This is a genomic window from Brevibacterium sp. SIMBA_078, from assembly GCF_046534565.1.
Taxonomy (GTDB): Bacteria; Actinomycetota; Actinomycetes; order Actinomycetales; family Brevibacteriaceae; genus Brevibacterium.
On sequence record NZ_JAWRYQ010000004.1, the window covers coordinates 299,671 to 325,229 of the forward strand.

The window sequence follows — 25,559 nt, forward strand, 5'->3', positions numbered from 1 at the left end:
ATGTTGCCTGATTCGCTCGAACATCTGGTCCGCGGAATCGTCGATCATCCCGACGACGTCTCCGTTCGTTCGCGTTCTTCGCAGCGCGGCACCACCCTCGAGGTCCGGGTTCACCCCGAAGACCTCGGCCGGGTCATCGGCCGTGCAGGCAGGACCGCCAAGGCCCTGCGCACCGTGATGAACTCGCTGGCCGGCCGTGAGTCGGTGCGAGTGGACCTCATCGAGGCGTAAATCCAACATCCGAGAGGGGATGCAGTGCACATGCGCTGCATCCCCTCTCATGCATTCACCTAACCGTCGCCGACTACACTGGTGCCAGAACACGGCGGCCCGCCGTCAGATCGCAGAAACGCAGTCACCCGGGCGCAGGGCCGGCCGGACAGACAGCGACAGCAGACTTCGAGGAGCAGTATGGACACGGTGATCGCCCGGCTGGGCAAGCCGCACGGAATCAAGGGCGAGTTCACCGTCGAGGTGCGCACCGACCGACCCGAGGACCGGCTCAATCCAGGGGCGACCTTCGCCACCGATCCCGATATCGGAGAGCTGACGCTGAAGTCGGCGAGGTGGCATCGCAACCGCCTGCTCCTGGCCTTCGACGAGGTCCCCGACCGCAACCGCGCCGAGGAGATCCGCAACACCCTCATCCTCGCCGAAGCGGATGAGGACGAAGACGAAACCGACGCCTGGTACCTCGACGACCTCATCGGCCTCAAGGTCTACGAGAACGACGCCCTCGTCGGCGAGATCGTCGACGTCACGAACGGCACCGCCCAGGATCTGCTCCACATGAAGCACACCGCCGGACACGTTGTGCTCATCCCCTTCGTCACCGAGATCGTGCCCGACGTCGACATCGAATCGGGACGCGTCACCGTCACCCCGCCCGCCGGCCTCTTCGACGCCGAATGAGCGGACCGTTTCCGATGAATGGCAGCGACACTCCCACCGAGGCTATCGCAACGGACTTGGTGACCCAGGGTGCGACCCCCGCCGCGGCGGGCGGACCGCAGATGTCGATCGATATCGTGTCGATCTTCCCCGAATATCTCGCCGGACTGCAGCTCTCGCTCATCGGCAAGGCCGTCGATCGTGGTCAGCTGAGCCTCGGCGTCCACGACCTGCGGGACTTCACCTTCGACCGGCACAACACCGTCGATGACTCGCCCTATGGCGGGGGAGCGGGAATGGTCATGAAGGCCGAACCCTGGGCGCTGGCTCTCGAGCACATCCTCGCGGAACGCGGCAGCGCTGCGGTGGGAGAAGGTGCGGACGGGGCTCGGACCGCCGGTCCGGCAGCCGGAGGCAAGCCGACGCTCATCGTGCCGAGCCCCGCCGGGCAGGTGTTCGACCAGCGCATCGCCGAGGATCTCGCCGCCCGCGACCACCTCGTCTTCGCCTGCGGACGCTACGAAGGAATCGACCAGCGCGTCATCGATTGGGCCGGGGAGCACTTCGACCTGCTGCCCATGAGCATCGGCGACTATGTCCTCAACGGCGGTGAAGTCGCCTCGATGGTGATGATCGAAGCGGTCAGCCGCCTCATCCCCGGCGTCATCGGAAACCCCGCATCGCTGACCGAGGAGAGCCACGAAGACGGACTGCTCGAATACCCGATCTATACGAAGCCGGCGTCCTGGCGCGGACGCGAAGTGCCCGAGATCCTGCTCAGCGGCAACCACGCCGCGATCGCCAGGTGGCGACGTGACCGACGTCTCGAACGCACCGCGGATGTCAGACCGGATCTGCTCGAGAAGCTCGATGACCTGAGCAAAGACGACCTGGCGGCGCTCGAGCGGTTTGAGTCTGAGCGCTCAACCGTGACAGAATAGAGCGTCGCGTTTGTTGGCACTCACCTGCTTCAGGGGGATGAGTGCCCACGGTGGCCCGTCGCATCGAATCGGCGGGTCGACGGGGAGAGATCCCGACAGACGATCCAGTTACCGGAACACCGGTCCGATATGCGTGTCCTCGACCTGAAGCAGAGGCCACAGGAGATACCACAATGCAGAAGCTCGATGTTGTAGATGCAGCCTCGCTGAAGTCTGACGTTCCCGAATTCCGTCCGGGCGACACCCTCAACGTTCACGTCAAGGTGATCGAAGGTTCCCGCTCGCGTATCCAGGTCTTCAAGGGAATCGTCATCCGTCGCCAGGGCGACGGCGTTCGCGAGACCTTCACCGTCCGTAAGATCAGCTTCGGCGTCGGTGTGGAGCGTACCTTCCCGGTGCACTCGCCCAACGTCGACAAGATCGAGGTCCTCACCCGCGGCGCCGTGCGCCGTGCGAAGCTGTACTACCTGCGCGAACTGCGCGGCAAGGCTGCTCGCATCCGCGAAAAGGCCTGATTTGCCCGGCACTGTGGGCGGTGATCACACGGTGCCGAACAGACATGAAGACGCGACCTTCGGGTCGCGTCTTCTGTCTTCGGCACGGTTCTGGAAGGCGATCGTGGCGATCGTCGTCGTCATCATCGTGCTCGGCGGATCGGTCCGCGGATTCGTCATCCAGCGCTTCACCATTCCGAGTGCCTCGATGGAGCCTACGCTCAAGGTCGATGATTCGATCACGGTGTGGCGCCCGGACGCCCTGAGCGGAGATCTCCAACGCGGAGACATCGTCGTCTTCGACGGCCGCGGATCGTTCGTCGACGATGCGCTGCCCACTCCTCTGCAGAAGATCGGTTCCTGGGTCGGACTCGGCCCTCGGGACGTCTACTACGTCAAACGCGTCATCGCCGTCGGCGGTGACAGCCTCGAATGCTGCGACGCGAAGGGCCGTCTGCTGCTCAACGGCAAGCCTCTGAGCGAAGACTATGCGCCGACCCCCGCCTCGGCGGTGGAATTCTCCATCGAAGTCCCCGAGGGCACCATGTGGGTGATGGGCGACAACCGCAACGACTCCGCCGACTCCCGGTCGCTGCTGGGTCGGCCCGGTGGGGGATTCATCCCCACCGATCGGATCATCGGCCCTGTGATCGGGCACGGGTCCTCGATCGACTGAGTGTTCGCACGGAACTGCGCTGCGGCTGAGTGTGGGGCGAGAGTCGTGCTGATACGCTCGGTTCAGTCCACAGCCGCACTCCTGGTCCGATGTGAAAGCGAACGAATGACAAGCGAATCCGAAGCTTCCCCGCCGCCCGCCTCGAAACGGTTCGCGCGCGGTCTGCTGGAGACCCTGGCGATCATCGTCGTCGCCCTGCTCATCTCGACGGCACTGAAGACGTGGGTCGTCCGTTCTTTCTACATCCCGTCCGAATCCATGATGACGACCTTGCAGGTCGATGACCGGGTGCTCGTCAACCAGCTGGCTCACCGCTTCGGACCCGCAGACCGTGGCGACATCATCGTCTTCGATGACCCGGACCATTGGCTCTCGGCCGCTGAGACCGCCGAATACACGCCCAACCCGGTCCTCGAATTCATCGGCCTGGCCCCCGCGGACTCGGGAAACCAGCTGATCAAACGCGTCATCGGCGTCGGCGGCGACACGATCAAATGCTGCGATGCCGAAGGACGCCTGCTGGTCAACGGCGAACCGATCGACGAAACCTATCTCGATGAGGGCACCGCCCCCTCGGAGGTCGAATTCGAAGTCACAGTGCCCGAAGGCCATTACTGGGTGATGGGCGACAACCGCAGCAACTCCGCCGACTCCCGGTACCACACAGACACCGACCCCTTCGTGGACGAAGACGACGTCGTCGGCACCGTGTTCCTCATCAACTGGCCGTTCAAGCACTTCAGCTGGGTCTCCACACCCGACAAGGTCTTCGCGGACGTACCGGACACCGCCGAGGGACTCAGCGGGAACTGATGGCCGCACGTGGACTGACCGACCTCAGCGTCGAACGGGAACTGCTGAGCGAGGGATTCGACTACGTCATCGGCGTCGACGAGGTGGGCCGTGGCGCCCTGGCCGGGCCCGTCAGCGTCGGTGTCGCCCTGTTCGATCTGCGCACCCTCACCGCCGCCGAAGTGCCCGTCGGCATCCATGATTCGAAGCAGCTGAGCGCGCAGTCGAGGCAGGAGGCCACCGAACGTGTGCGATTGTGGGCGACTGCCGCGGCAGTGGGGTCGACGACGCCGGCCGAACTCGACGAGGTGGGGATGACGATGGCGCTCAACCTCGCCGGACGTCGCGCCATAATCTCGATGCTGCGCGAATGGGCGGGCGCACGTTCCGACGGGCACGGTTCGGGCGGTTCCGAAAGGAACGGTTCGGGAGGTGCCGATGTCAACGGAACGGCCGCCCCGGCGAGGGAATTCCCGGACCGGACGATGGTGCTCCTCGACGGTCGACACGATTGGCTCTCGGCCCCACTCACCCTCGACTGCCTGGGGACATTCGGTGACTGTGCCGACCTCGAACTGCCGCCTGTGCGCACCGTGATCAAGGGGGACGGCTCCGTTCCGGCTATCGCGGCGGCGAGCATCGTGGCGAAAGTGGCACGCGACGAGACGATGATCGCACTCGCCGAGGCCCATCCGCACTATGGTTGGGAATCGAACGTGGGATACGGGACGGTGAAGCACCGACAGGGCATCACCGAACTCGGACCCAGCATCCACCACCGGAGAAGCTTCCGCCTGACCGCGGACTCAGGAGCGAAGGAGGGCCTGTCATGAGCGCCGATGATCTTGACGACTACGAAGCACAACTCGAGCTTGCGCTGTACAAGGAATACCGGGACGTCGTCGGTCTCTTCGCCTATGTCGTCGAGACCGAGCGCCGGTTCTACCTCGCCAACCACGTCGACCTCAAGGCTCACAACGACGCCGGCGACGTGTACTTCGAACTCACCCTGCGCGACGCGTGGGTGTGGGACAGCTACCGGTCGGCACGGTTCATCAAGACCGTGCACGTGCTGACGTTCAAGGACGTCAACATCGAAGAGATCGCGAAGTCCGATCTCGAACCGCCGACGGCGATCCGCGGCTGAGGCCGTTTTTTCAACTCGCAGACGAATCCCGGGCTCACGCACTCCTGCACCGATCGCTGTGGACGCGGCACTGACTCGAACGTAGAACTCCTGTGGATGAGTCGGCCTCTTCCACAGGACCCTTTTCTGCTCTTCCCCGAGGCAAGGCCAGCATGGTCATCTGACCAGCATGGGACGGATACGAACACCCGGTCGGACACGAACGTCGAAGACCACACGGACCGTGAAGGGCCTGCGCAAGCAGGCGCTCGGCAGCAGGGGAGAGGACCTTGCCGCTGCGTTTCTCGAAGACGCTGGACTCGTCATTCTCGAACGCAACTTCCGGTGCGCACGAGGAGAGCTCGACATCATCGCCCGCGACGGTGACACCGCGGTCTTCGTCGAGGTCAAGACGCGCCGCACCGCGATGCTCGGATCACCGCTGGAGGCAGTGACCCGAACCAAGCTCGCCCGCATCCGCACATTGGCAGGGATCTGGCTGAGCGGGCAAGACGCATACTTTCCGGCCACACGCATCGACGCGCTCGGGATCATCATGGAACCGCGCGTGCAGTACTTCCACTGCCCGAACATCCAGGTCGACTCGTGAGCGAGGAGACCCTGGGACGGGAGGAACCGCCGGTCGAATCACCAGAGCCGGTCGAGCCGCCGGAGCTGGTCGAGTCAGCCGGGGCCGACGAAGTCGAACCGACATCCTCGGCGCACATCATCGGTAGGGCCTCTGCCGTGGCCCTGTGGGGGCTGACCGGGAAGATCGTGTCGATCGAAGCCAGCGTCAGCGCCGGTCTGCCGGGAATCGACATCGTCGGACTGCCGGATGCCTCGGTGAGCGAATCACGCAAACGCCTCCGTGCGGCCCTGGCCTACCTCGGCAAACCCGTCGCCACCGAACACCTGACCATCAACCTCACCCCGGGAACGGTGCCGAAGATCGGCACCGGATTCGACCTCGGCATCGCCGTCGCCGTGCTCAGAGCACTCTCGTTGATCACCAACGACGACACCGGCAGCGTCATCCACTGTGGTGAGATCGGGCTCGACGGCAGAATCCGTCCCGTCACCGGGGTGCTCCCGTCCCTGCACACCGCGCTGCAAGCTGGGTTCGACCGCTTCGTCGTCCCCATCGGCAATGCCGACGAAGCGAGGCTGATCGGACGGGCAAGAGTCCTTCCGGTCGCCTCGCTGGCCGAGGTCGTCAATGCCTATGGTGGATCGATGGCCGTCCCCGCACTGCCGGCGGTCCTCGAGATGGATCGGCCCGTCCCCGTGAGCCCGGAACTCCATGACCTCTCCGAGGTCCAAGGACAGGCCGAAGGGCGATTCGGTCTCGAGGTTGCCGCGGCAGGTGGCCACAACCTGCTCATGCGCGGCACACCCGGAGCGGGTAAGACCCTGCTGGCCCAATGCCTGCCCGGAATCCTGCCGCCGCTCAACGACGGCGAAGCCGTCGAAGTCGCCACCGTCCGTTCCCTGCGCGGAGAACTCGACGGCAGCGACGGACTCGATCACCGCCCGCCGTTCGAGGCACCCCACCACCGCAGCACCGCCTCGGCGCTCATCGGCGGACGCCGCCCCGGAACGGTCGGAGTCCTCAGCCGCGCCCACCGCGGGGTGCTGTTCATGGATGAGGCACCCGAATTCTCACGCGATGTGCTCGAAGCCCTGCGACAGCCGATGGAATCCCGTCGCGTCCACATCCACCGTGCCTGGGGATCGATGGTGCTTCCGGCATCCTTCCAGCTCATCATGGCCGCAAACCCCTGCCCCTGCGGAGTCGGGATGGCCGGCGCCGGCGGGGACTGTCGGTGCACCCCTTTGGACAAACGCCGCTATCGCAATCGGCTCTCCGGACCGCTGCTCGACCGCGTCGACCTGCAACTCGAGCTCTTCCCCGTCTCTCCCGCCGACATCCGGCTCGGCGGGGACCAGGAGACCAGCACCACGGTGGCCGCCCGCGTGCTCGACGCGCGGAAGCGACAGTCGCAACGCTTCGCCGGCTGCGACTGGAGGCTCAACGCCGAAGCGCCCGGAACCTGGCTGCGCGAACACTTCGCACTCACACCGACTGACCTGACGGACCTGGACCGGGCACTCGATACGGGTCGGATCACCATGCGCGGCTATGACAGGGTGCTGCGGGTCGCATCCACTCTGGCCGACCTGGCGGGAAAGCAGGGTCCCGACCCCGACACGATGAGAATGGCGCTCGCCTTGCGGACACAGGAGTCCTGACCGTGAACACACATGAGGACGTACGCATGGCCATCGCCTCACTGCTGCGCATCGGTGAGCCAGGCGACGGACTGCTCAAACGGCTCGTCGACGGAATCGGCCCGGTCGCCGCGCTGGCGATCATCACCGCCGTCGGTCGCGGTGAGACCACCGCTCACAATGCTGTCCAAGGTCTGGCTGACACCGGCACCGAGGCGGCCGAACACGGTCAGATGTCAGCGACCATCGACCGGTGGGCCGTGCGAGCCGGGGAAGCCGACGCGGTCGGGAACGATCTGGACAAGATCGCGAGAATCGGCGGCCGACTGGTCATTCCCGACGACGATGAGTGGCCACGAATGCTCGACGATCTCGGCCCTGCCGCGCCACTGGGTCTATGGGTGAGAGGGTCGGCGTCCCTCAGGGCCGCATTGAATCGTGCCGTTGCCGTTGTCGGGGCCAGAGCCGCCAGCAACTACGGAACCAAATGCGCCTCTGACCTCGCGTGGGATCTTGCGGCTCGAGGAATAACCGTCGTATCCGGCGGTGCGTTCGGCATCGACGCGGCCGCCCACCGTGCCGCCATTGCCCGGGAAGCACCGACGGTGGCAATCATGGCCGGGGGAGTCGACCGCTTCTACCCGGCGGCGAACGCCGACCTGTTCGAACAGATCCTCGCCACCGGTGCCATCGTGTCCGAGACCGCACCCGGAATGACGCCGATGCGCCACCGGTTCCTGCTGCGCAACCGACTCATCGCAGCCTCGGCGCAGGTGAGCGTCATCGTCGAAGCCGGGTGGCGCAGCGGGGCACTCAACACCGCCCGGCATGCCCTCGAACTCTCCCGCCAGGTCGCGGCCTTCCCCGGGTCCGTGTACTCGGCGTCCTCGACCGGAGCACACAAGCTCCTGCGCGAACACGAAGCGGAACTCGTCACCTGCAGCGACGATGTCATCGCGCTCATGGACGATGACACCCCGGCACTCTTCGACACGGCCGTGCTCAGTGCTGCTGCGGGGAGTGGAGAACGCCCGCCGTCTCTCGATCCCCGCGAAGGGCTCGACGAGCGGGAGAAGATCTGTCTGAATGCGCTGACCGTGTCGAAGCCGCTCGACGTCGGCACCATCGCCTCCCGGGCAGGGCTGACGATCGCGGATGCGCTCAACTCTCTCACTGCGCTCGACCTGGCCGGATTGGCCGCACGCCGTGACACCGGATGGGTGAAGCTGCGGAAACCGGGTGGCTGAACACTGCGCCAACCGATCGGCCTGTCCGGCGATGTACGCGCGGCTGCACTCCGGCTCCATGATTGTGCACATCCACCCGCGTATCCTGGGGACGTGAGCACATCATCGACCGTCACCGAGGTGGTGTCCGGCTATGCCGACCACCTGTGGTCTCGTGACGTCTCCGAACACACCGCCCGAGCCTACGTCTCCGACGTTTCCGACTTCCTCGATCACGCCGTGCACTCGACGAAGCTCCGACTGGGGAGCGGAGACGGACAGTCCGCGAAGTCATCCGGCGCACGGATCGACATCGCTGCTGTCGAACTCGATGATCTGCGGTCCTGGCTCATCGCCCTCGACGATGCCGGTGCCGCGAAATCGACGGTGGCTCGCAAGATCGCTGCCGTGCGCTCCTTCTTCGCCTACGGTGTGAGCAATCTGGGACTGCCGAACAACCCGGCCGCCCGTCTGCGGACTCCGAAGAAGGACTCCCGCCTACCCACGGTGCTCAAACCTCAGCAAGCCGCCGACCTCATCTCCGCTGCCGAAAGATCCCGCGGTGCTCAACGCGACACCAGGTCTTCACAGTCGGATGGGTCCGCCCCCACCGACACGGATACAGGCGACTCCACGACGGGTGATTCCGCACAGCAGGGCAAGAACGATCCCCTCGATGCGGCCAAACGCATTCGCGATGCCGCAATCCTCGAAATGCTCTACGCCACCGCGGTCCGCGTCTCGGAGCTGACCGGACTCGACCGCAGCGACATCGACCACCGCGCATCGATGATCACCGTGCTCGGCAAAGGCAACAAAGAACGTCGCGTCCCGTTCGGCACTCCAGCTCGCCAAGCCCTTGAGGACTGGCTGGCCGCCCGTGAACTGCTCGCCGGTCCCCGAAGCGGCGACGCACTGTTCCTCGGCGTCCGAGGAGGACGCATCGGCGCGCGGCAGGTGCGCGAACTCGTTCACCGCTACGGCTCCGACGACCCCAGCTCCCCGGACATCGGACCGCACGGACTGCGACACTCGGCTGCCACGCACATGCTCGACCGCGGTGCCGACCTGCGACAGATCCAAGAGCTGCTCGGCCACTCCACAATGAGCAGCACGCAGATCTACACGCAGGTCTCCATGCAGCGGCTGCAGGACACCTACCGCCGAGCGCACCCGCGGGCCTGAGACTCTCGGTTCGTCGTCCAGCTGACCGCGGCTGCCTACTTGCGGAACTCCCAATGCCAGGGCTCGGGCAGGGATCCAGTCTGTCGCGCCCACCCGGGATGGATCCACCCGAACTTCGGCGCATTCGCCCGCATCCACTGATGCTGCGCGGTGCCGAAGGAATTGATCCCGCTGCCGAGGTCGACTGCCAGCGCCCACCCGTGATTCGACGTTCCCGGTGTCGCCGCCATCCGCCCCTTTCGCCGTTTGAGGATCACCTGCGTGGCGTAGTCCCGGTAAGCATCGGTGACCGAGATCGGGACGCCGAACCGAGCCTCGAACGCCGTCGAGAGCCGATCGAAAGCCGCTTGAGCATCGCAGCGCAGCATCTGCCCGGGGGCGGACTCCAACTGACACATCGCCGAGGCGGGAATACGCCCGTTGCTGTGACCGCCCCACGCTCCGGCGCCGGAGGTGGCCGAATCTCCGCCGCCTTTCGGCTCCTTCGCAGGTTTCCGTGACAGCGGCAGAAGTGCCGACTGCTCCTGGCCGAAGAACTTGCCCGGATCGACGTACCTCTGATCGCTCGCGGCCGGCCATGCTCCGATATGCAGGCACGAACGCTGACAGTGGCCACCGCTTCCCACCGTGCCGATCTTCTCGCCGGCAGCAAATCCCTTACCCTTCTTCAACGACGTCGCGGCCGGCTGAAACGTGAGCACATGATCGGACTCGGTGAGGATGCTGACGGTCGCAGTCCCCGCCACCGTGCCGGCAAAGCGGATCATCCCTTCCGTCGGTGCCCGCAGCGGTTCGCCCTCGACTGCGAGCACGTCGATTCCGCGATGCCCCTTGAGCCACGGCTTGTCCGGAGGGTCGAAGGCTTCGATGATCTCCATCGCCGGCACCGGGGTGACCCAGTTCGTCGTTGCGCTCCTCTGAAGGCTGACCTGTTTCCGTGTCGACGCAGCCCCGGGGGTGGCGCTCGCCGTCGGGGGAGTGCCCGTGAGCACAAGGGCTGCTGCGATGATCACGGCAAGGAGCAGTGACTGTGGTGAGCCGAGGCCTGATCGCCTCGTTCGGAGATGGAACAGCTGGCGGAGCCGGTCGAACGCGAAGTGAGTCATGGGAGCATGCAACCCCCTGGGGCACGACCGGGTCACCCGTAAGAATCAGTACTGTGGACGGGCCGCGTCTATCCACAAGTCAACGACGTTCGAGTGCGGCGACCGTCCACAGGAGGCGATGGTCGAGTGCACCGAATCGATGGCGATCCGGCTCCCCACGGCAGACGGCACCGTGCGCTCCGGAGCTCGCCCGCACCCATCGATCCCCACCCGTCGACGCACGAGTCGATGCGACGATACGGCCCGGTGGGCCGCCTCGGCGGTGGATCGATCCCGATTGGAAATGACTTGCCCAGCCGGGATAGACTTAAGCCCAGCAGAAGCGTGTCTTCTGACTACGCGTATCCGAATTCTTCTCCTTCCCATGGTGCAGGCAGCCGTCAGGTATGCCTGTGGGGCGGACGAACCGGGTACCAGGAATCAACCGAAAATGTCATCGACGCATCCCGTCGATCGAATCAGCGCGGACCCTCTAGGGTTCGCTTTGAGAACGATCGACGCGCGCGTGACGTAAAAGCACCCTGAGGGTGCACAGAAAGGAGGGCGTCGGCATGGCCGTCGTCACCATCCGCCAGCTGCTCGACAGCGGCGTTCACTTTGGACACCAGACCCGTCGTTGGAACCCGAAGATGAAGCGCTTCATCTTCACCGAGCGCAACGGCATCTACATCATCGACCTGCAGAAGTCGCTGGGCTACATCGACAACGCCTTCGAATTCGTGAAGGAGACCGTGGCCCACGGCGGCTCGATCCTCTTCGTCGGCACCAAGAAGCAGGCCCAGGAATCCATCGCTGAGCAGGCTCAGCGCGTGGGCCAGCCCTACGTCAACCAGCGTTGGCTCGGCGGTATGCTCACGAACTTCCAGACCATCTCGATGCGTCTGCGCCGCCTCAAGGAACTCGAAGAGATCGACTTCGACGACGTTGCAGGTTCCTCGCACACCAAGAAGGAACTGCTCATCCTGCGTCGCGAGAAGGACAAGCTCGAGAAGACCCTCGGCGGCATCCGCGACATGCAGCGCACCCCGTCGGCCGTCTGGATCGTCGACACCAAGAAGGAACACCTCGCGGTCGACGAAGCCAAGAAGCTGGGCATCCCGGTCATCGGCATCCTCGACACCAACTGCGACCCGGACGACGTCAACTACCCGATCCCGGGCAACGACGACGCCATCCGCTCCGTCTCGCTGCTGACCCGCGTTGTCGCCGACGCCGTGGCCGAGGGCCTCATCGCCCGCCACTCCTCGGACGACGCCAGCGGCGAGAAGAACGTCTCCGCCGTCGAGCCCATGCCCGAGTGGGAGCGCGAGCTCCTCGAAGGCAAGACCGACGAGAACGGCACCGAGGCTGCTGCCCCGGCCGAAGAAGCCGCTCCTGCTGCTGAGGCTGCGCCTGCGGCTGACGCTGAGAACGCTGAAGCTGCTCCGGCCGCTGAAGCCGCCGACTCCACCGAGTCGACCGAGTCCTGATTTCGTTTAACTCCACCATCCTGAGGAGAAGGAATGGCAAACTACACTGCCGCTGATATCAAGGCACTGCGCGAGAAGACCGGCGCCGGAATGATGGACGTCAAGAAGGCTCTCGACGAGTCCGACGGCGACCAGACGAAGGCCATGGAGGCCCTGCGCATCAAGGGCCTCAAGGGCGCCACCAAGCGCGAAGGCCGCTCGACCTCCGACGGTCTGGTCGCGACCTCCGTCGAAGGCGGAGTCGGCACCATGATCGAGCTCAACTCGGAAACCGACTTCGTCGCGAAGTCCGAGCCGTTCGTCAAGCTCTCCGAAGAGGTCCTCGAGCTGGCCGTGGCCAACAAGGCCGATTCGGCCGAGGCACTCCTCGCCGCTGAGACCGACGGCAAGCCCGTCTCCCAGTTCATCACCGAATCCGGTGCCTCGCTGGGCGAGAAGGTCGAACTGCGTCGCGTGGGCCGTGTCGAAGGCTCCAAGATCGCCTCCTACCTGCACCGCACCAACAAGGACCTGCCCCCGCAGGTCGGCGTGCTGCTGGCATTCGAAGGTGACGACGAGACCGTGGCACACGATGTCGCCGTGCACATCGCCGCCATGGCCCCGAAGTACTTCTCCCGCGAAGACGTTCCTGCCGACCTCGTCGAGAACGAGCGTCGCATCGCCGAGGACACCGCGAAGAACGAAGGCAAGCCCGAACAGGCTCTGCCGAAGATCATCGAGGGTCGCGTCAACGGCTTCTTCAAGGAGAACTGCCTGCTCGACCAGGGATTCGCCAAGGATCCCAAGCAGTCCGTGGCCAAGGTGCTCGAGGCTGCCGGCGTCAAGGCCACCGGCTTCCTGCGCTACCGCGTCGGAGCCTGATACACCACTGACCGTGAAGCAGACAGAACTCTGCTTCCCAGGTTCACCGAGTGAGTGAGAACTCACCCGTGGAGCGGGGTCGGACCAATCGGTCCGGCCCCGTTTTTCGCTAAACTGACCCAGACGCCCGATCACAGTGACGATCCCACCGGGTACAGACCTGCCCGCACGGAAGAAGGACTCCATGACTAGCACCCCTGTTCACGAATCCAGCTACGCCAGTCGCGCAGTGCGCACCCATCGGCGCCGCGTTCTGCTCAAGCTCTCCGGCGAGGTCTTCGGCGGCGGAAAGATCGGCGTCGATCCCGACGTCGTTGCCGCTGTCGCCCGCGAGGTCGCCCCCACCACCGAGGATGTCGAGGTCAGCATCGTCGTCGGCGGCGGCAACTTCTTCCGCGGAGCCGAGCTCTCCCAGCGCGGCATGGACCGCACCCGTGCCGACTACATGGGCATGCTCGGCACCGTGATGAATTGCCTGGCGCTGCAGGACTTCCTCGAACAGACGGGTGTCGACACCCGCGTGCAGACCGCGATCCCCATGTCGCAGGTCGCCGAGTCGTATATTCCCCGCCGTGCCATGCGGCACATGGAGAAGAACCGCGTCGTCATCTTCGGCGCCGGTGCCGGACTCCCGTATTTTTCCACCGACACCGTGGCCGCTCAGCGCGCACTCGAAGTCCATGCCGATGAGGTCCTCATCGCCAAGAACGGTGTCGACGGCGTCTACACCGCCGACCCTAAGGTCGACCCGAACGCCGAGAAGATCTCCGAGATCAGCTACCAGGACGCCCTGCAGCGCGGCCTCAAGGTCGTTGACGCGACCGCCTTCAGCCTGTGCATGGACAACAAGCTGCCGATGCACGTCTTCGGCATGGAAGGCGAGGGCAACCTGCGCAAGGCCATCATCGGTGAGAAGATCGGCACGGTCGTCCGCTGAGACCCACCCTCACCGAGGCGGTCCGACGCTGAACTCAGGCGGATCCTCACGGCGGGGGACCGTCTCCACCGAGGCGGTCATCCGCCTGGTATCCACGCAGGTGAGAACACCCCTGCGATGATTCGGTGCGGCATTTTTCAGTGATGGCCCATAGAATGAACCCAAAGCTTTAAGAAGAGGGAAAGAGGCAACCGTGATTGAAGAGACACTGGCCGAAGCCAGAGAGAAGATGGACAAGGCCGTCGAATTCACGCAGGAGGACTTCGCGTCGATCCGCACCGGCCGTGCCAACCCCGCACTGTTCGCCGATATCGAGATCGACTACTACGGTGCACCGACGCCGCTGCAGCAGCTCGCTTCGTTCCAGACGCCCGAGGCGCGCACGATTCTCGTGACCCCCTACGACAAGGGCACGCTGACCGATATCGAGAACGCTCTGCGCAACTCCGACATCGGCGCGAACCCCGCCAACGACGGTAATGTCATCCGCGTCGTCCTCCCGGACCTCACTGAGGAACGTCGCAAGGAATACGTCAAGATCGTCAAGGGCAAGGCCGAAGACGGCAAGGTCTCCATCCGCAACATCCGCCGTCACGCCAAGGAGACTCTCGAGCGCATCAAGAAGGACGGCGAAGCCGGCGAGGACGAGGTCACTCGCAGCATCTCCGAGCTCGACGATCTGACGAAGAGCAAGGTCGAAAACGTCGACAAGCTGCTTGCGCAGAAGGAAGCTGAGCTGCTCGAGGTCTGATGATCGCCGTGACAGGGTCCGACAGCCCCGCAACAGATCCGGCTCCCCTCGGGGAGCCGGATCCGTCAGGCGAGGCCGCACGGGTCGAGACCCCTTTCCCCAAACGTCGAGATCTGCGCAACTCGGACAAGCCGTATTCGCCTGACGACCCGGAGTCGAATCCGACCGCCGAGGCGGCTGCGGCCGATTCCGAACCTGAACCGAAGGATTATGGTCGAGCAGGACGCAACCTGCCGGCCGCGATCGGCATGGGACTGCTCATCGGCGGCGTGGTGCTCGCGTCCCTGATCTTCTTGCCGATCTCGTTCCTCTTCATCGTCCTTGTCGGCATCGTCGCCGCAATGTGGGAGCTCGCGAACGCTCTGTCACGTTCCGGCTCCCTCGTCTCCCGCGTGCCCACCATGGTGTCGGCGGCCTGCATGGTCGTGGCGACTTTCATCGGTGGCCGCGAAGCACTCTGGGTGACCTTCGCCGCCAGTGCGGGGGCAGTCATGCTCTTCACGATGGTCGAGCGCCGGAAGAACGCAGTCAAAGACGTCTCGCTCTCCCTCTTCGCTCTCACCTACGTCGGCCTCATGGCCTGCTTCATCGTTTACATCCTCACCCAGCCGGACGGCAACTTCTACGTCATCATCTTCCTTGCCGCGGTCGTCGCCTCCGACACCGGCGGCTACGTCTTCGGCGTGCTCTGGGGCAAGCACCCCATCGCTCCGAGGATCTCTCCGAAGAAGTCCTGGGAAGGCTACCTCGGCTCGACCGTCTTCGCCGCAGCGGTCGCAACGGTCCTCGCCGTCACCGTCGTCGATGCTCCGTTCTGGACCGGTCTGGTCATCGGTGCCGTCATCCCCGCTTTCGCCACTCTCGGCGACTTCAGCGAATCGATGATCAAACGCGACCTCGAACTCAAGGACATGGGCACCCTGCTGCCCGGCCACGGCGGTGTCATGGATCGACTCGACTCGATCCTGCCGACCGCCCCGGTCGCGCTCGTTCTCTTCTCGGTCCTGCCCGGCTACCTCTGATCGGCCCGCGAGGCCGTTTGCCCGGCTGCCTCTGACCCAGTCCGGTTCGCACCTGCCCGACGTGGCGGCTCACACACGACAGTCGTGCAGCGAACATGAGACAATGGCCGTGTGAGTTCTCAAGCAGGCAGAAGGCAGACCAGGCCCGTCGTCGAACATGCCGACGGCACGACATCGAAGACCCCGATGCGCGATGGCCGTCCCCTTCTCAACTTCAAGTCCGCACGGGTCAAGCAGCCTCCTCAGCATCTGGCCGATATGACGATGGACGAACGCGTCGACGCGGTCAAGGAGATGGGACTGCCCGCTTTCCGGGCCAAGCAGATCTCCACCCACTACTTCAGCCACTATGTCACCGACACCGAGGCGATGACGGACCTGCCCAAGGACAGACGGGCAGAGATCCAGGAACGGTTCTTCCCGCACCTGCTCACCGAAGTGCGCCGCCTGCGCACAGAGAACGGCGACACCATCAAGTTCCTGTGGCGCCTCTTCGACGGAGCTCTCGTCGAATCAGTGCTCATGCGGTACCGCAACCGGGTCACCCTGTGCGTGTCCAGCCAGTGCGGCTGCGGAATGAACTGCCCGTTCTGCGCCACCGGTCAGCAGGGGCTGACCAGGAACATGTCCACGGCCGAGATCGTCGAACAGGTCGTGCGCGCCAACCAGGTCATCGCCGCCGGCGAACTCGCCGAAGCCCCGAAGTCGGATATGCCCGGTGCCGGAGAGACCGCGCTCGGCGCGGAAGCCGACGAAGACGAAGCGGCGGGAGAAGCCGCATTCGACGGGGAGGCCACGGCCGCCTCGGCGAATGGCCCCGAACGGGTCTCGAACATCGTCTTCATGGGCATGGGCGAACCCCTGGCCAACTACAAGCGAGTGATGAACGCGGTGCGCCGGTTCGTCGGACCGAGTCCCGAAGGACTGGGCATGTCGGCCAGGCGGATCACGATCTCCACGGTCGGACTCGTGCCCGGCATCAACAAACTCGCCGCCGAAGACATCCCCGTCACGTTCGCCCTCAGCCTCCACGCACCCGATGACGAACTGCGCGATGAGATGATCCCGGTCAATACGCGCTGGAAGGCCGATGAGGCCATCGACGCCGCTTACAACTACTACCAGGTGACCGGACGGCGGGTGAGCATCGAATACGCGCTCATCAAGGACATGAACGACCACGCGTGGCGTGCGGAACTGCTGGCCAAGAAGCTCAATGCCCGCGGACGCGGCTGGGTCCATGTCAACCCGATCCCGCTCAACCCGACCCCGGGGTCGGTGTGGACGGCCTCGGAACCGGAGGTCGCCGACGAATTCGTCCGCCGCCTCATCGATCAGGGCATTCCGACGACTATCCGCGATACCCGCGGATCCGATATCGACGGCGCCTGCGGACAGCTCGCCGCAGCCGACTGATCGACGCCCGGTTCGGCAACTGCGGACCGCGGCAACGCAATTGCTGCGGCTTCCATCTATTATGGTGGAAACACCACAGCCACTCGCTTCTGGAGGAGACATGGCGGACACGACTTTCCCTCGAATGTCCGGTTGGAAGAACGGATACGACCCCAAGCAGGTCGACAGCTTCTTCAAGCGTGCACGTGAGTCCTTCGAACGGCCGACGCCGCAGCCCGGCGACCTCGACTCCCGGGCGGTGCGCACGGTCGGTTTCGATCTCGTCCGTAAGGGCTACCACGTCGCCGTCGTCGACGCCGCGCTCGATCGTCTCGAAGACGCATTCGCCAAGCAGGCCCGAGACCGCCTCATCGCGCAGTCCGGTCAGGACGCCTGGGTCTCCGAACTCACCCGTGTGGCCGCGTCCCTGCGGGGACGCCTGGTCCGTGAGCCCGGTGAGCGCTTCGACAATCCTCCTCCCGGAGTCATCGGCTACGACATCACTCAGGTCGACGACATGTGCGACAAGGTCAACTCGTACTTCACGCAGGGCGTGGCTATGAGCGTCGACCAGGTCCGCCGCGTGCTGTTCAAGACCGCAAAAGGCAAGAAGGCGTACAACGAGGACCAGGTCGATGCGTTCATCGACCGCGTCGTCGAAGTGATGGCCTCCGTTGACTGATTTCCACTACTTCGCGGTCCCGACCGCGACCGATCCCGGCACGCTCAACCCGGTTTACGAACTCCTCGACTTTCCGATCGCGATGGGCAAGGCCGAAGACATCGTGCTGACCGGACCCGCTCCGGAGAAACCGCTCGTCGACGGCCGGGAAGTCACGGATCCCCGCCTGGTCAAGGCCCTGTCCGTTCCCGTCGAGCTCGACCGCGCCGAGGTGCTCGACCGCAGTTCGAAGCTCGCCGGAGTGCTCCGTGCCATGGGCGTTGTTCCGGAATCCGGTGCCCGGCTCACCTTCGCCGAGGATGTCCCGCCGTTGGCGCGGGCGCTCGGTGTTCTTGCTGCCGCCCGGATCGGGCTAGTCGTGGATCTGCGAGCAGGAGCTCCGTCTGACTCTGCTTCAGACTTAGTGGTTCTCCACGCCATCGAAGACGAACCGGTCGAGCCGGGGCGTGCCTCCGTTCGGGTCACCCGGTCGCGTTTCGAAGGCGTCGGCGTGACGATCGGCTCCGAGACCGCGAACCTCGACCAGGCGATGCGCGACTCCCGCGTCGAATTCGCCGCAGTAGTTCCGCTCGACCCGCAGCGCACTCTGCTGCTCACCGACGACGGTGATCTTGAAGCGGGTACGAGCCTCGACTGGTACCGCACCGAGGTCCTCTCTGCTTCCTGAGCCCCAGAAGCCTGGAGGCTTCGATGCCGATGATGGTGTCGACGTTCCGGCGTCCGCGGACCCGCGGTCGGCCGAACTGCGTTCGGCAGAGACGGTGCCTGCTCTGCGCGCGGCCGGCTGTGTCTTCGCCGAGGACGAGGCGGCGATCCTCATCGAGGCGGCGGCCGGACCTGATGACGACGACTCGGAGCCGAATCTCGATGAACTGGTGGCCCGCCGCGTTTCCGGTGAGCCCCTCGAGCAGATCGTCGGCTGGGTCGACTTCTCAGGGATGCGTTTGAGTGTCCAGCCCGGAGTGTTCGTGCCACGGCAGCGAACGGCTCTGCTCGCCGCGCATGCTGTGTCCGCGGCCCAGCGGATGACGGACTCACGGGGGAACAGGGCGGGGACAGATGCTGACGTCGATGCTGTGCGACCTGTTGTGCTCGAAGCGTTCTGTGGCGTCGGACCGGTAGGCTCGGCGGTGGCCGGCAAGGTGCCGGGCGTCGATCTTCACCTCGGTGATGCGCAGGTGGAAGCGCTGCGATGTGCGGTGGAGAATGTCGAACGTCACATCCAGACCATCCAGCCAGGGGATTCTGCACAGGTTGGGGAGCCAGACACCATCGTGACGGGGCACGTCCTCGACTGTCTCCACGGACTGTCCGATACGTTACGGCAGTCAGTCTCTGTCATCGCTGCCGTGCCGCCGTACGTTCCTGAGACTGCTGCCGATTTTCTGCCGCATGAGGCCCTCGACTTCGAACCGAGCACCGCGCTGTTCGGCGGACGCGACGGGCTCGACCTCGTCCGTCGACTCATCGCGGAGTCACTCGACTGGTTGGCTCCGGACGGTGTGCTGCTCATCGAGCTCGGGCAGGGCCAGGTCGCATCGGCCACCGGGTTCGCCACCGAGCGGGGGCTGGAAGCCCGGAGCCACCTCGGCGAGGATGAGCAGACGGTCGTGCTCGAACTGCGTCGTCGAAACTGACGACGGCCGACTGAAATCGAGTGATTTCAGCCGGCCGGCTGCGTACCGGCTGGTTCAAAGTGCGGGCGCGGGGCGCGAAGTCTGTGCGCCAGCACTTTGAACCAGCCGGTGACTGCAGATGCAGAAAGCCCGCCGAACCTCAACAGGATCGGCGGGCGTTGACTGTGTTCAGCGGAGGGTGGGTGCCCTGCTCACTGGTTTCAGTTCGCGAAGGCGTTGATTCCGGTCATCGTGCGGCCCAGGGTCAGCTGGTGCACCTCGTGAGTGCCTTCGTAGGTGAGCACTGTCTCGAGGTTGACCGCGTGGCGCAGCGGCGGGTACTCGCTCGTGATGCCCGACCCGCCGAACAGGGCGCGCAGGTCACGGCACACGTTCATCGCGGTATCGACGTTGACCATCTTTCCCAGGCTGATCTGCTCGGGACGGACACCCTTCTCGGAGTCCTTGAGCTTGCCCAGGTGAGCGGCGAGCAGAGTGATCTGCGAGTACTGGCCGAAGGCCTTCGCCAGCTTCTGCTGCGTGATCTGGAACGACGCCAGCGGGCGATCGAACTGGACACGGGTGCCGGTGTACTCCAGTGCGGAGAGCAGCGCGTCTCGGGCTGCACCGGTGACACCGAAGACGATGCCGTAGCGGGCCTCGGACAGGCAGGACAGGGGGCCCTTGAGTCCCTTGGCCTTCGGCAGCATCGCATCCTCGGGCAGGCGGACGTTGTCGAGGACGATCTCACCTGTGATCGACGCACGCAGCGAGATCTTGCGGTGGATCTCCGGGGTCTGCACACCCTCGGTGTTCGAGGGGACGACGAAGCCGCGGACGACGTTCTTGCCCTTGTCGTCGACCTCTTCGGTCTTGGCCCACACGACCATGACATCGGAGACCGGGGAGTTCGTGATCCACATCTTCGCGCCGTTGAGGATCCAGTCGGATCCGTCCTTCTTCGCGGTCGTCTTCATCCCCGACGGATCGGAGCCGACATCGGGTTCGGTCAGACCGAAGCAGCCGATGGCCTTACCGGCGGCCATCTTCGGCAGCCATTCTTCCTTCTGTGCTTCCGATCCCCAGTGGTGGATGGCGAACATCGCCAGCGAGCCCTGCACTGAGACGAGGGAGCGCAGACCGGAGTCGACGGCTTCGAGTTCGCGGCAGGCCAGTCCGTACTGAGTCGCCGTCGATCCGCCGCAGCCATAGCCGTCGAGGTGCATGCCCAGCAGGCCGAGCTCGCCGAGTCCTTCGGCCAGTTCTCGGGCGGGGATGGTGGCGTCGAGGAAGTAGTCGCCGATCTTCTCCCGGACGTTCTCGTCCAGCCACTTCTTCACGATCGATGCGAATTCCAGGTCATCGGGTTCGAAGACCGAATCCAGTCCAAGAATGTCGTCAGGGCTCAGCGTCTTGCTCATATCCATCTCTTTCGCCATTGATTCTCTTCATTCACAGTTTTACCGGAACCCAGTGGATGATCGGTGTCCCGAAGCACGACAGATGACCAGGTTCCGCTGGGCGACACACGAGTCCGTGTCGAGTCATTTCCCAGAGAACTTTGGCATCATCGGTTGGCGTGAGTAAACGTGGTTTCATTGTAGTCGGCTCAACCGGTTCGGTCGGCACCCAGGCCCTTGATGTCCTCGCCGAACACCGGGACGAGCACGCGATCCTCGGCTTGGCCGCCGGGTCCCAACTCGATCTTCTGCTCGAGCAGGCCCTCGATTTCCACGTGCCCGTCATCGGGCTCACCACCCCGCCCGCCGGAGGCGAGGCCGAGGTGCGTGCGCGACTGACCGAGCTGGCTGCCCAGCGGGGGACCGCCGATCCTGTCGAAGCCATCCACCTCGGGGACGATGCCGCCGAGGCGGTCGCGGGCTTGGCCGCCGACATGGTCCTCAACGCGATCACCGGTGCCGCCGGTCTCGGCGCGACCCTGGCCGCCCTCGAACGCGGCACGGATGTGGCCCTGGCGAACAAGGAATCCCTCATCATCGGCGGGTCCATCGTCCTCGACGCCGCTCGTGCCTCCGGCGCCCGGCTGGTGCCGGTCGACAGTGAGCACTCCGCCATCGCCCAGGCGCTGCGCGCCGGCACGCACGGGGAGGTCAGCAAACTCATCATCACCGCATCGGGCGGTCCCTTCCGCGGCATGACCCGTGATGCCCTGCGTCGGGTCACCCCCGCCCAGGCGCTCAACCACCCCACCTGGTCGATGGGGTCGATGATCACCATCAACTCGGCGACCCTGGTCAACAAGGGCCTCGAAGTCATCGAAGCTCACCTGCTCTTCGACATCGACTTCGACCACATCGAAGTCGTCGTGCATCCGCAGTCGCAGATCCATTCGATGGTCGAATTCACCGATGCCTCGACGATCGCGCAGATCTCCCCACCGGATATGCGCCTGCCGATCTCCTATGCGCTGGGCACCCAGGACGATGGAACGACGAAGCGACTGACCTCGGGGGCCGTTCCCCACAATTGGGGCCAGCCCATGCACTGGTCGTTCGAACCGGTCAACCATCTCGCCTTTCCCGCGCTCAGTCTGGCCATCGACGCCGGTAAGAAAGGCCGCAGCTACCCGGCCGTGCTCAACGCCGCCAATGAGGAACTCGTCGCCGCCTTCATCGCCGGAGACATCGCCTTCACCGGAATCGACAAAGGCCTCGCCCGAGCGCTGGCCGCCCACGAACCGGCGGCCGAACACACGGTGGAGACGGTGCTGGCCGCCGATGCCTGGGCCAGGGACTTCGCTCGCGCCGACGTCGCCGACCAGAACGGGGGCCGCCGATGACAGTTGTGCTCTACATCGTCGGGATCATCCTGTTCCTTATCGGCATCTCGATCTCGATTGCGCTGCACGAACTCGGCCACCTCACCCCGGCGAAGAAGTTCGGGGTGAAAGTCACGCACTATATGGTCGGCTTCGGACCGACCCTGTTCTCCTTCCGCCGCGGTGAGACAGAGTACGGCATCAAAGCGTTCCCACTCGGTGGGTTCATCGCGATGCCGGGAATGTATCCGCCCGAGGAAGCGACGAAGTCCCGCTATGAGACCGCCGCCGCTGCGCAGAAGGGCGGCACGGCCGCCGGCGTCGACGGCGGGATCGACGGCACGTCGGGCCGCCTCGGCGAACCGGGCGCTGCACTCGACTCGACGGGCAGCGAAACCTCGGGCCGCCCCGGCGAGGGGACGGATGACGGTGATGCCGCTCCGCTGCGCCGGGACCGCAAGAAGCGGAAGGGGCGGCTGTTCGAAGACACGATGGCCGATGCCCGGGAGTTCTCGAACCAGGAGATCGCGCCGGGGGAGGAACACCGGACGTTCTATGCGCTCAGCGTGCCCAAACGCCTCGTCGTCATGTTCTCCGGTCCCTTCGTCAATCTCGTCCTGGGCATCCTCATCATGGGGATCTCGCTGCTGGGCATTGGTGTGGTCACTCCGACGACGACCGTCCAGACTGTCGTCGAATGTGCGGTGCCCGCCTCCGAAGCGCAGCAGCGTCCCGCCTCGGAGCAGAACACCTGCCGTCCCGACGATCAGCTCACCCCTGCCTGGGAGGCTGGGATCAAACCGGGTGACGAGATCACCTCGATCGCCGGCGTCGAGACGAAGGACTGGGACCAGCTGTCCTCGGTCATCAAGGAACATGCAGGCGAACGCGTCGATGTCGACTTCATCCGCGATGGTCAGGCCCAAACGGTGACCGTGCCGATCATCGCCACCGAACGGCCGAAGGTCGACGACACCGGCAAGGCCGTGCTCAACCCGGACGGAACTCCGCAGACCGAGACCCAAGGATTCTTCGGCGTCGGACCAGTTCAGGAACGTCAGTCCCTGCCGCTCGAGGAATTCCCCGGCGCCGTGTGGGACCAAGTCTCCGGAGTCTTCCACGCAATCATCACCCTGCCGGTCAAACTCGTCGATATCGGCGAAGTGGCCGTCGGCACGAAGGACCGCGACGCCGAAGGACTCGTCGGCATGGTCGGCGTCGGCCGCATCGCCGGCGAGATCGTGTCCACCGACCAGATCGACGTCGTCGACAAGGCACAGATGGGACTGGGCATGCTCGGCTCGCTCAACATCTTCCTCTTCGCGTTCAACATGATCCCGCTGCTGCCCCTCGACGGCGGACACATCGCCGTGGGTCTCTACGAAGGTGCGCGCCGCCGCATCAACCGGTGGCGCGGCCGCGGACTGGTCGGCCCCTTCGACACCGCGAAGCTGCTGCCGCTGACGTACGTGTGCATCGGGCTGATGCTGTGCATGACGGCGCTGCTCGTCTACGTCGACCTCGTCAAACCCATCACCCTCGACGCGATCTTCAACTCCGGCGGTTAGGTCGGGTCGTTCCGGTGGATGGGCCGGGCCGGGCTCCGGCAGCTAGACCGGACATGCAGTTTGGGCGATCTCGGCTAGGGTGGTGCGAGTGGAGAATACTGAGACCAAGCCACATGAGCGTTTCTTCTCGCGAACGGAATGGACGTTCATCGGATTCCTTGCGCTCGCCTTCGCGCTGACTCCGCTCTTCTACGGGCTGCCGCTGCTCAGCCCACTGTTCGCAATGGGGACGAGAGTCCGCGGACACAGGGCGAAGATGACCTGGCTGTGGACGGTCGCCTCACTGCTCGTCTTGATGTCGATCGCACCGTTCATTCTCAAGTTCGCAGGGCTGAGTAACTTCGTCGTGGAATGAAGGCGTGAGCCATCTGCGGTTGAGCGCGAACTGTCCGTTCAGTGGCGCACCCGTTCAGGAACTGAGGGTGATCGTCTGCACCTCGCCGAGGTGATTGAGGCCGACCGTGATCGTGGCGTTCTCATCTGTTGTGCCCGGCACTGTGACCACTCCGCGCAACGGGGAGACCATCTCGAGGTCCGCCTCGGTGAGAGGACGGTCGATCTGCTTCTCCGCCCGCCACCGGGCGAAGCGCTCCTGCCTCTCTTCGCGGGGTTCGTCGAGGTCCATGTTCATGGAGAAGATCGCCTCGGCGACGGTGTCGTCGAAGTCGTTGACGAGGTTCGCCGCGGCCATCACGGCATCGATCTGGGGTTGGGCGGCGGGATAACGGGGCACCGGCGCCGAGGTGGCCCGACGTTCCAGCCGGGTGCCCTGTCGTCCCGTGGCCGCCGCCCAACCGAGGTCGAGCGCGTCCTGGACGACGCGCTGCGCCGGGTAATAGGTCGTATTGCCGAGCACGACGAGGCTGAGTCCCAGGTCGGGGAACCAACGCATATGTGAGCCGTATCCTGGGTAGCCGCCGGAATGGCAGACGATGCGGCCGAAACGTGTGTCCAGACGAGTCTCGAGACCGTATCCGTAGCTGAGCGTCTCCGCGTGGTGGTCGCTTGTCTGGATCTCCATGGTCCGTCGTGGCTGCTGGTTGGCGGTCAGTATCCGAGACCAGGATCCGGAAGCATAGGAGTCCATGCGTTCGAGGGCGTCGAGATGCGCGTCCATCCATGTGCCGATGTCGTTCACCGTGGAGATGACCCCGCCGATGGGGGAGAAGACTCCTGGGCCGGTGAGTTCGGCCGGGTGGAGGCCGCCGCCCAGGTCGACGCGGAACCCGGTCGCCAGGTCCGGGAAGTCCGTGTGGTCGAAACCGGTGCGCGTGAGCTTCAGGGGATCGAAGATCTCAGTGGACACGAGTTCGGTGAACGCCCTGCCTGTGACCGCCTCGGCGACCATGCCGAGAAGCGCATAGCCGAGGTTCGAATACTCATAGCCGGTGTCGGCGGGCGCGCAGGCGATGGCGCCGCGGTGCAGCCAGTCGGTGAGCTCGGCCGGAGTCATCGCCTCCATCCGGTCCGCCCACGGGTCGTCCTTGGTGAAACCGGTGCTCATCGTCAATGCCTGTCGGCAGGTGCGGTCGGCGATGGCCGTATCGGCCAGCCCCGGGAGCAGGGCACCGAAGGGAGCGTCGAGATCGAGTCCGTCGGCGGCGAAGAGCCCGATGGCTGCGGCGGTGAAGGACTTCGTCATCGACGCGATCCGGTACGGAACCTCGCCGTTCACGGTTCGGGCGGGGCCGCCTCGGCGAAAGATTCCCCATGCCAGGGAAGCACCCTCGTCGTCGAGCTGCTGTGCTTCGGCTTCGAGAGCCGCGGCCATCGCCTCGACATCGGGTTCGACGAATCCGGGTGTGCTCAC

General features: G+C 65.0%; 27 protein-coding genes. 24 read left to right on the forward strand and 3 right to left on the reverse strand.

Annotation, left to right across the window (positions count from 1 at the left end; genetic code table 11):
* From SB749_RS16220 to SB749_RS16275, 12 genes are all read left to right on the forward strand, one after another.
* A complete protein-coding gene (locus tag SB749_RS16220; protein WP_039210974.1) occupies positions 1–231 on the forward strand; it encodes an RNA-binding protein in 231 nt (76 codons plus the stop codon).
* Between the two features lie 180 nt (positions 232–411).
* Positions 412–912 carry a ribosome maturation factor RimM gene (rimM, locus tag SB749_RS16225; RefSeq protein WP_181272020.1) on the forward strand — a complete coding sequence of 167 codons (501 nt, stop codon included), beginning with the start codon at positions 412–414 and terminating at the stop codon, positions 910–912.
* 101 nt (positions 913–1,013) lie between these two features.
* Entirely contained in the window at positions 1,014–1,832 is an 819-nt protein-coding gene (trmD, locus tag SB749_RS16230; protein WP_410711352.1) for a tRNA (guanosine(37)-N1)-methyltransferase TrmD, read from the forward strand.
* Positions 1,833–2,005: 173 nt separating this feature from the next.
* Positions 2,006–2,347, forward strand: a complete 342-nt coding sequence (gene rplS, locus SB749_RS16235) for a 50S ribosomal protein L19 (protein WP_025777317.1) — start codon at positions 2,006–2,008, stop codon at positions 2,345–2,347.
* A 31-nt stretch (positions 2,348–2,378) separates the two neighbouring features.
* Positions 2,379–3,002: a signal peptidase I gene (gene lepB, locus SB749_RS16240; RefSeq protein WP_410711212.1), complete on the forward strand. Its 624-nt coding sequence runs from the start codon at positions 2,379–2,381 to the stop codon at positions 3,000–3,002.
* 105 nt (positions 3,003–3,107) lie between these two features.
* Positions 3,108–3,815 carry a signal peptidase I gene (gene lepB, locus SB749_RS16245; RefSeq protein WP_410711213.1) on the forward strand — a complete coding sequence of 236 codons (708 nt, stop codon included), beginning with the start codon at positions 3,108–3,110 and terminating at the stop codon, positions 3,813–3,815.
* The gene (locus tag SB749_RS16250; protein WP_410711214.1) at positions 3,815–4,627 is read left to right on the forward strand and encodes a ribonuclease HII; all 813 of its coding nucleotides are present in this window, start codon (positions 3,815–3,817) and stop codon (positions 4,625–4,627) included. Before lepB (SB749_RS16245) ends, SB749_RS16250 begins: the two co-directional genes overlap by 1 nt.
* On the forward strand, positions 4,624–4,941 hold the full coding sequence (locus SB749_RS16255) for a DUF2469 domain-containing protein (protein WP_025777313.1): 318 nt from the start codon (positions 4,624–4,626) through the stop codon (positions 4,939–4,941). The genes SB749_RS16250 and SB749_RS16255 overlap by 4 nt, the downstream gene beginning before the upstream one ends.
* 169 nt (positions 4,942–5,110) lie before the next feature.
* Entirely contained in the window at positions 5,111–5,530 is a 420-nt protein-coding gene (locus SB749_RS16260) for a YraN family protein (RefSeq protein WP_410711215.1), read from the forward strand.
* Positions 5,527–7,173 carry a YifB family Mg chelatase-like AAA ATPase gene (locus tag SB749_RS16265; RefSeq protein ID WP_410711216.1) on the forward strand — a complete coding sequence of 549 codons (1,647 nt, stop codon included), beginning with the start codon at positions 5,527–5,529 and terminating at the stop codon, positions 7,171–7,173. Before SB749_RS16260 ends, SB749_RS16265 begins: the two co-directional genes overlap by 4 nt.
* Before the next feature lie 2 nt (positions 7,174–7,175).
* Positions 7,176–8,399 carry a DNA-processing protein DprA gene (dprA, locus tag SB749_RS16270; RefSeq protein WP_410711217.1) on the forward strand — a complete coding sequence of 408 codons (1,224 nt, stop codon included), beginning with the start codon at positions 7,176–7,178 and terminating at the stop codon, positions 8,397–8,399.
* A gap of 93 nt (positions 8,400–8,492) precedes the next feature.
* Entirely contained in the window at positions 8,493–9,563 is a 1,071-nt protein-coding gene (locus SB749_RS16275) for a tyrosine recombinase XerC (RefSeq protein ID WP_410711218.1), read from the forward strand.
* Between the two features lie 35 nt (positions 9,564–9,598).
* On the opposite strand, the gene SB749_RS16280 is transcribed toward SB749_RS16275, so the two are convergent.
* The gene (locus SB749_RS16280; RefSeq protein ID WP_410711219.1) at positions 9,599–10,669 is read right to left on the reverse strand and encodes a D-alanyl-D-alanine carboxypeptidase family protein; all 1,071 of its coding nucleotides are present in this window, start codon (positions 10,667–10,669) and stop codon (positions 9,599–9,601) included.
* A gap of 551 nt (positions 10,670–11,220) precedes the next feature.
* On the opposite strand from SB749_RS16280, the gene rpsB reads away from it, so the two are divergent.
* From rpsB to SB749_RS16325, 9 genes are all read left to right on the forward strand, one after another.
* Complete coding sequence (gene rpsB / locus SB749_RS16285; RefSeq protein ID WP_410711220.1) at positions 11,221–12,138, forward strand: 30S ribosomal protein S2; 918 nt, start codon at positions 11,221–11,223, stop codon at positions 12,136–12,138.
* 33 nt (positions 12,139–12,171) lie between these two features.
* The gene (tsf, locus tag SB749_RS16290) at positions 12,172–12,999 is read left to right on the forward strand and encodes a translation elongation factor Ts (RefSeq protein WP_101544635.1); all 828 of its coding nucleotides are present in this window, start codon (positions 12,172–12,174) and stop codon (positions 12,997–12,999) included.
* A 184-nt stretch (positions 13,000–13,183) separates the two neighbouring features.
* Positions 13,184–13,936, forward strand: a complete 753-nt coding sequence (gene pyrH, locus SB749_RS16295; RefSeq protein ID WP_410711221.1) for a UMP kinase — start codon at positions 13,184–13,186, stop codon at positions 13,934–13,936.
* Between the two features lie 193 nt (positions 13,937–14,129).
* Positions 14,130–14,687 carry a ribosome recycling factor gene (frr, locus tag SB749_RS16300; RefSeq protein ID WP_101544639.1) on the forward strand — a complete coding sequence of 186 codons (558 nt, stop codon included), beginning with the start codon at positions 14,130–14,132 and terminating at the stop codon, positions 14,685–14,687.
* Entirely contained in the window at positions 14,687–15,709 is a 1,023-nt protein-coding gene (locus tag SB749_RS16305) for a phosphatidate cytidylyltransferase (RefSeq protein ID WP_410711222.1), read from the forward strand. The genes frr and SB749_RS16305 overlap by 1 nt, the downstream gene beginning before the upstream one ends.
* A 186-nt stretch (positions 15,710–15,895) precedes the next feature.
* Entirely contained in the window at positions 15,896–17,125 is a 1,230-nt protein-coding gene (gene rlmN, locus SB749_RS16310; protein ID WP_410711353.1) for a 23S rRNA (adenine(2503)-C(2))-methyltransferase RlmN, read from the forward strand.
* 100 nt (positions 17,126–17,225) lie between these two features.
* Positions 17,226–17,786, forward strand: a complete 561-nt coding sequence (locus SB749_RS16315) for a DivIVA domain-containing protein (RefSeq protein ID WP_025777300.1) — start codon at positions 17,226–17,228, stop codon at positions 17,784–17,786.
* Complete coding sequence (locus SB749_RS16320) at positions 17,779–18,453, forward strand: hypothetical protein (protein WP_139908439.1); 675 nt, start codon at positions 17,779–17,781, stop codon at positions 18,451–18,453. Before SB749_RS16315 ends, SB749_RS16320 begins: the two co-directional genes overlap by 8 nt.
* Complete coding sequence (locus tag SB749_RS16325) at positions 18,398–19,423, forward strand: N5-glutamine methyltransferase family protein (protein ID WP_410711223.1); 1,026 nt, start codon at positions 18,398–18,400, stop codon at positions 19,421–19,423. Before SB749_RS16320 ends, SB749_RS16325 begins: the two co-directional genes overlap by 56 nt.
* Before the next feature lie 200 nt (positions 19,424–19,623).
* Here the strand turns inward: SB749_RS16325 and SB749_RS16330 are convergent, their stop codons facing one another.
* Positions 19,624–20,823 (reverse strand): acyl-CoA dehydrogenase family protein, encoded by a 1,200-nt coding sequence (locus SB749_RS16330; RefSeq protein ID WP_062244374.1) that lies wholly within the window; start codon positions 20,821–20,823, stop codon positions 19,624–19,626.
* Positions 20,824–20,981: 158 nt separating this feature from the next.
* Here SB749_RS16330 and dxr point away from each other — a divergent pair, with 158 nt between their 5' ends.
* The 3 genes from dxr (at position 20,982) to SB749_RS16345 (ending at position 24,104) form a co-directional block, all read left to right on the forward strand.
* Positions 20,982–22,202, forward strand: a complete 1,221-nt coding sequence (gene dxr, locus SB749_RS16335; RefSeq protein WP_410711224.1) for a 1-deoxy-D-xylulose-5-phosphate reductoisomerase — start codon at positions 20,982–20,984, stop codon at positions 22,200–22,202.
* Entirely contained in the window at positions 22,199–23,749 is a 1,551-nt protein-coding gene (locus SB749_RS16340; RefSeq protein WP_410711225.1) for a M50 family metallopeptidase, read from the forward strand. Before dxr ends, SB749_RS16340 begins: the two co-directional genes overlap by 4 nt.
* Before the next feature lie 88 nt (positions 23,750–23,837).
* Entirely contained in the window at positions 23,838–24,104 is a 267-nt protein-coding gene (locus SB749_RS16345; protein WP_139468796.1) for a hypothetical protein, read from the forward strand.
* Between the two features lie 54 nt (positions 24,105–24,158).
* Here the strand turns inward: SB749_RS16345 and SB749_RS16350 are convergent, their stop codons facing one another.
* Entirely contained in the window at positions 24,159–25,559 is a 1,401-nt protein-coding gene (locus SB749_RS16350) for a serine hydrolase domain-containing protein (RefSeq protein ID WP_410711226.1), read from the reverse strand.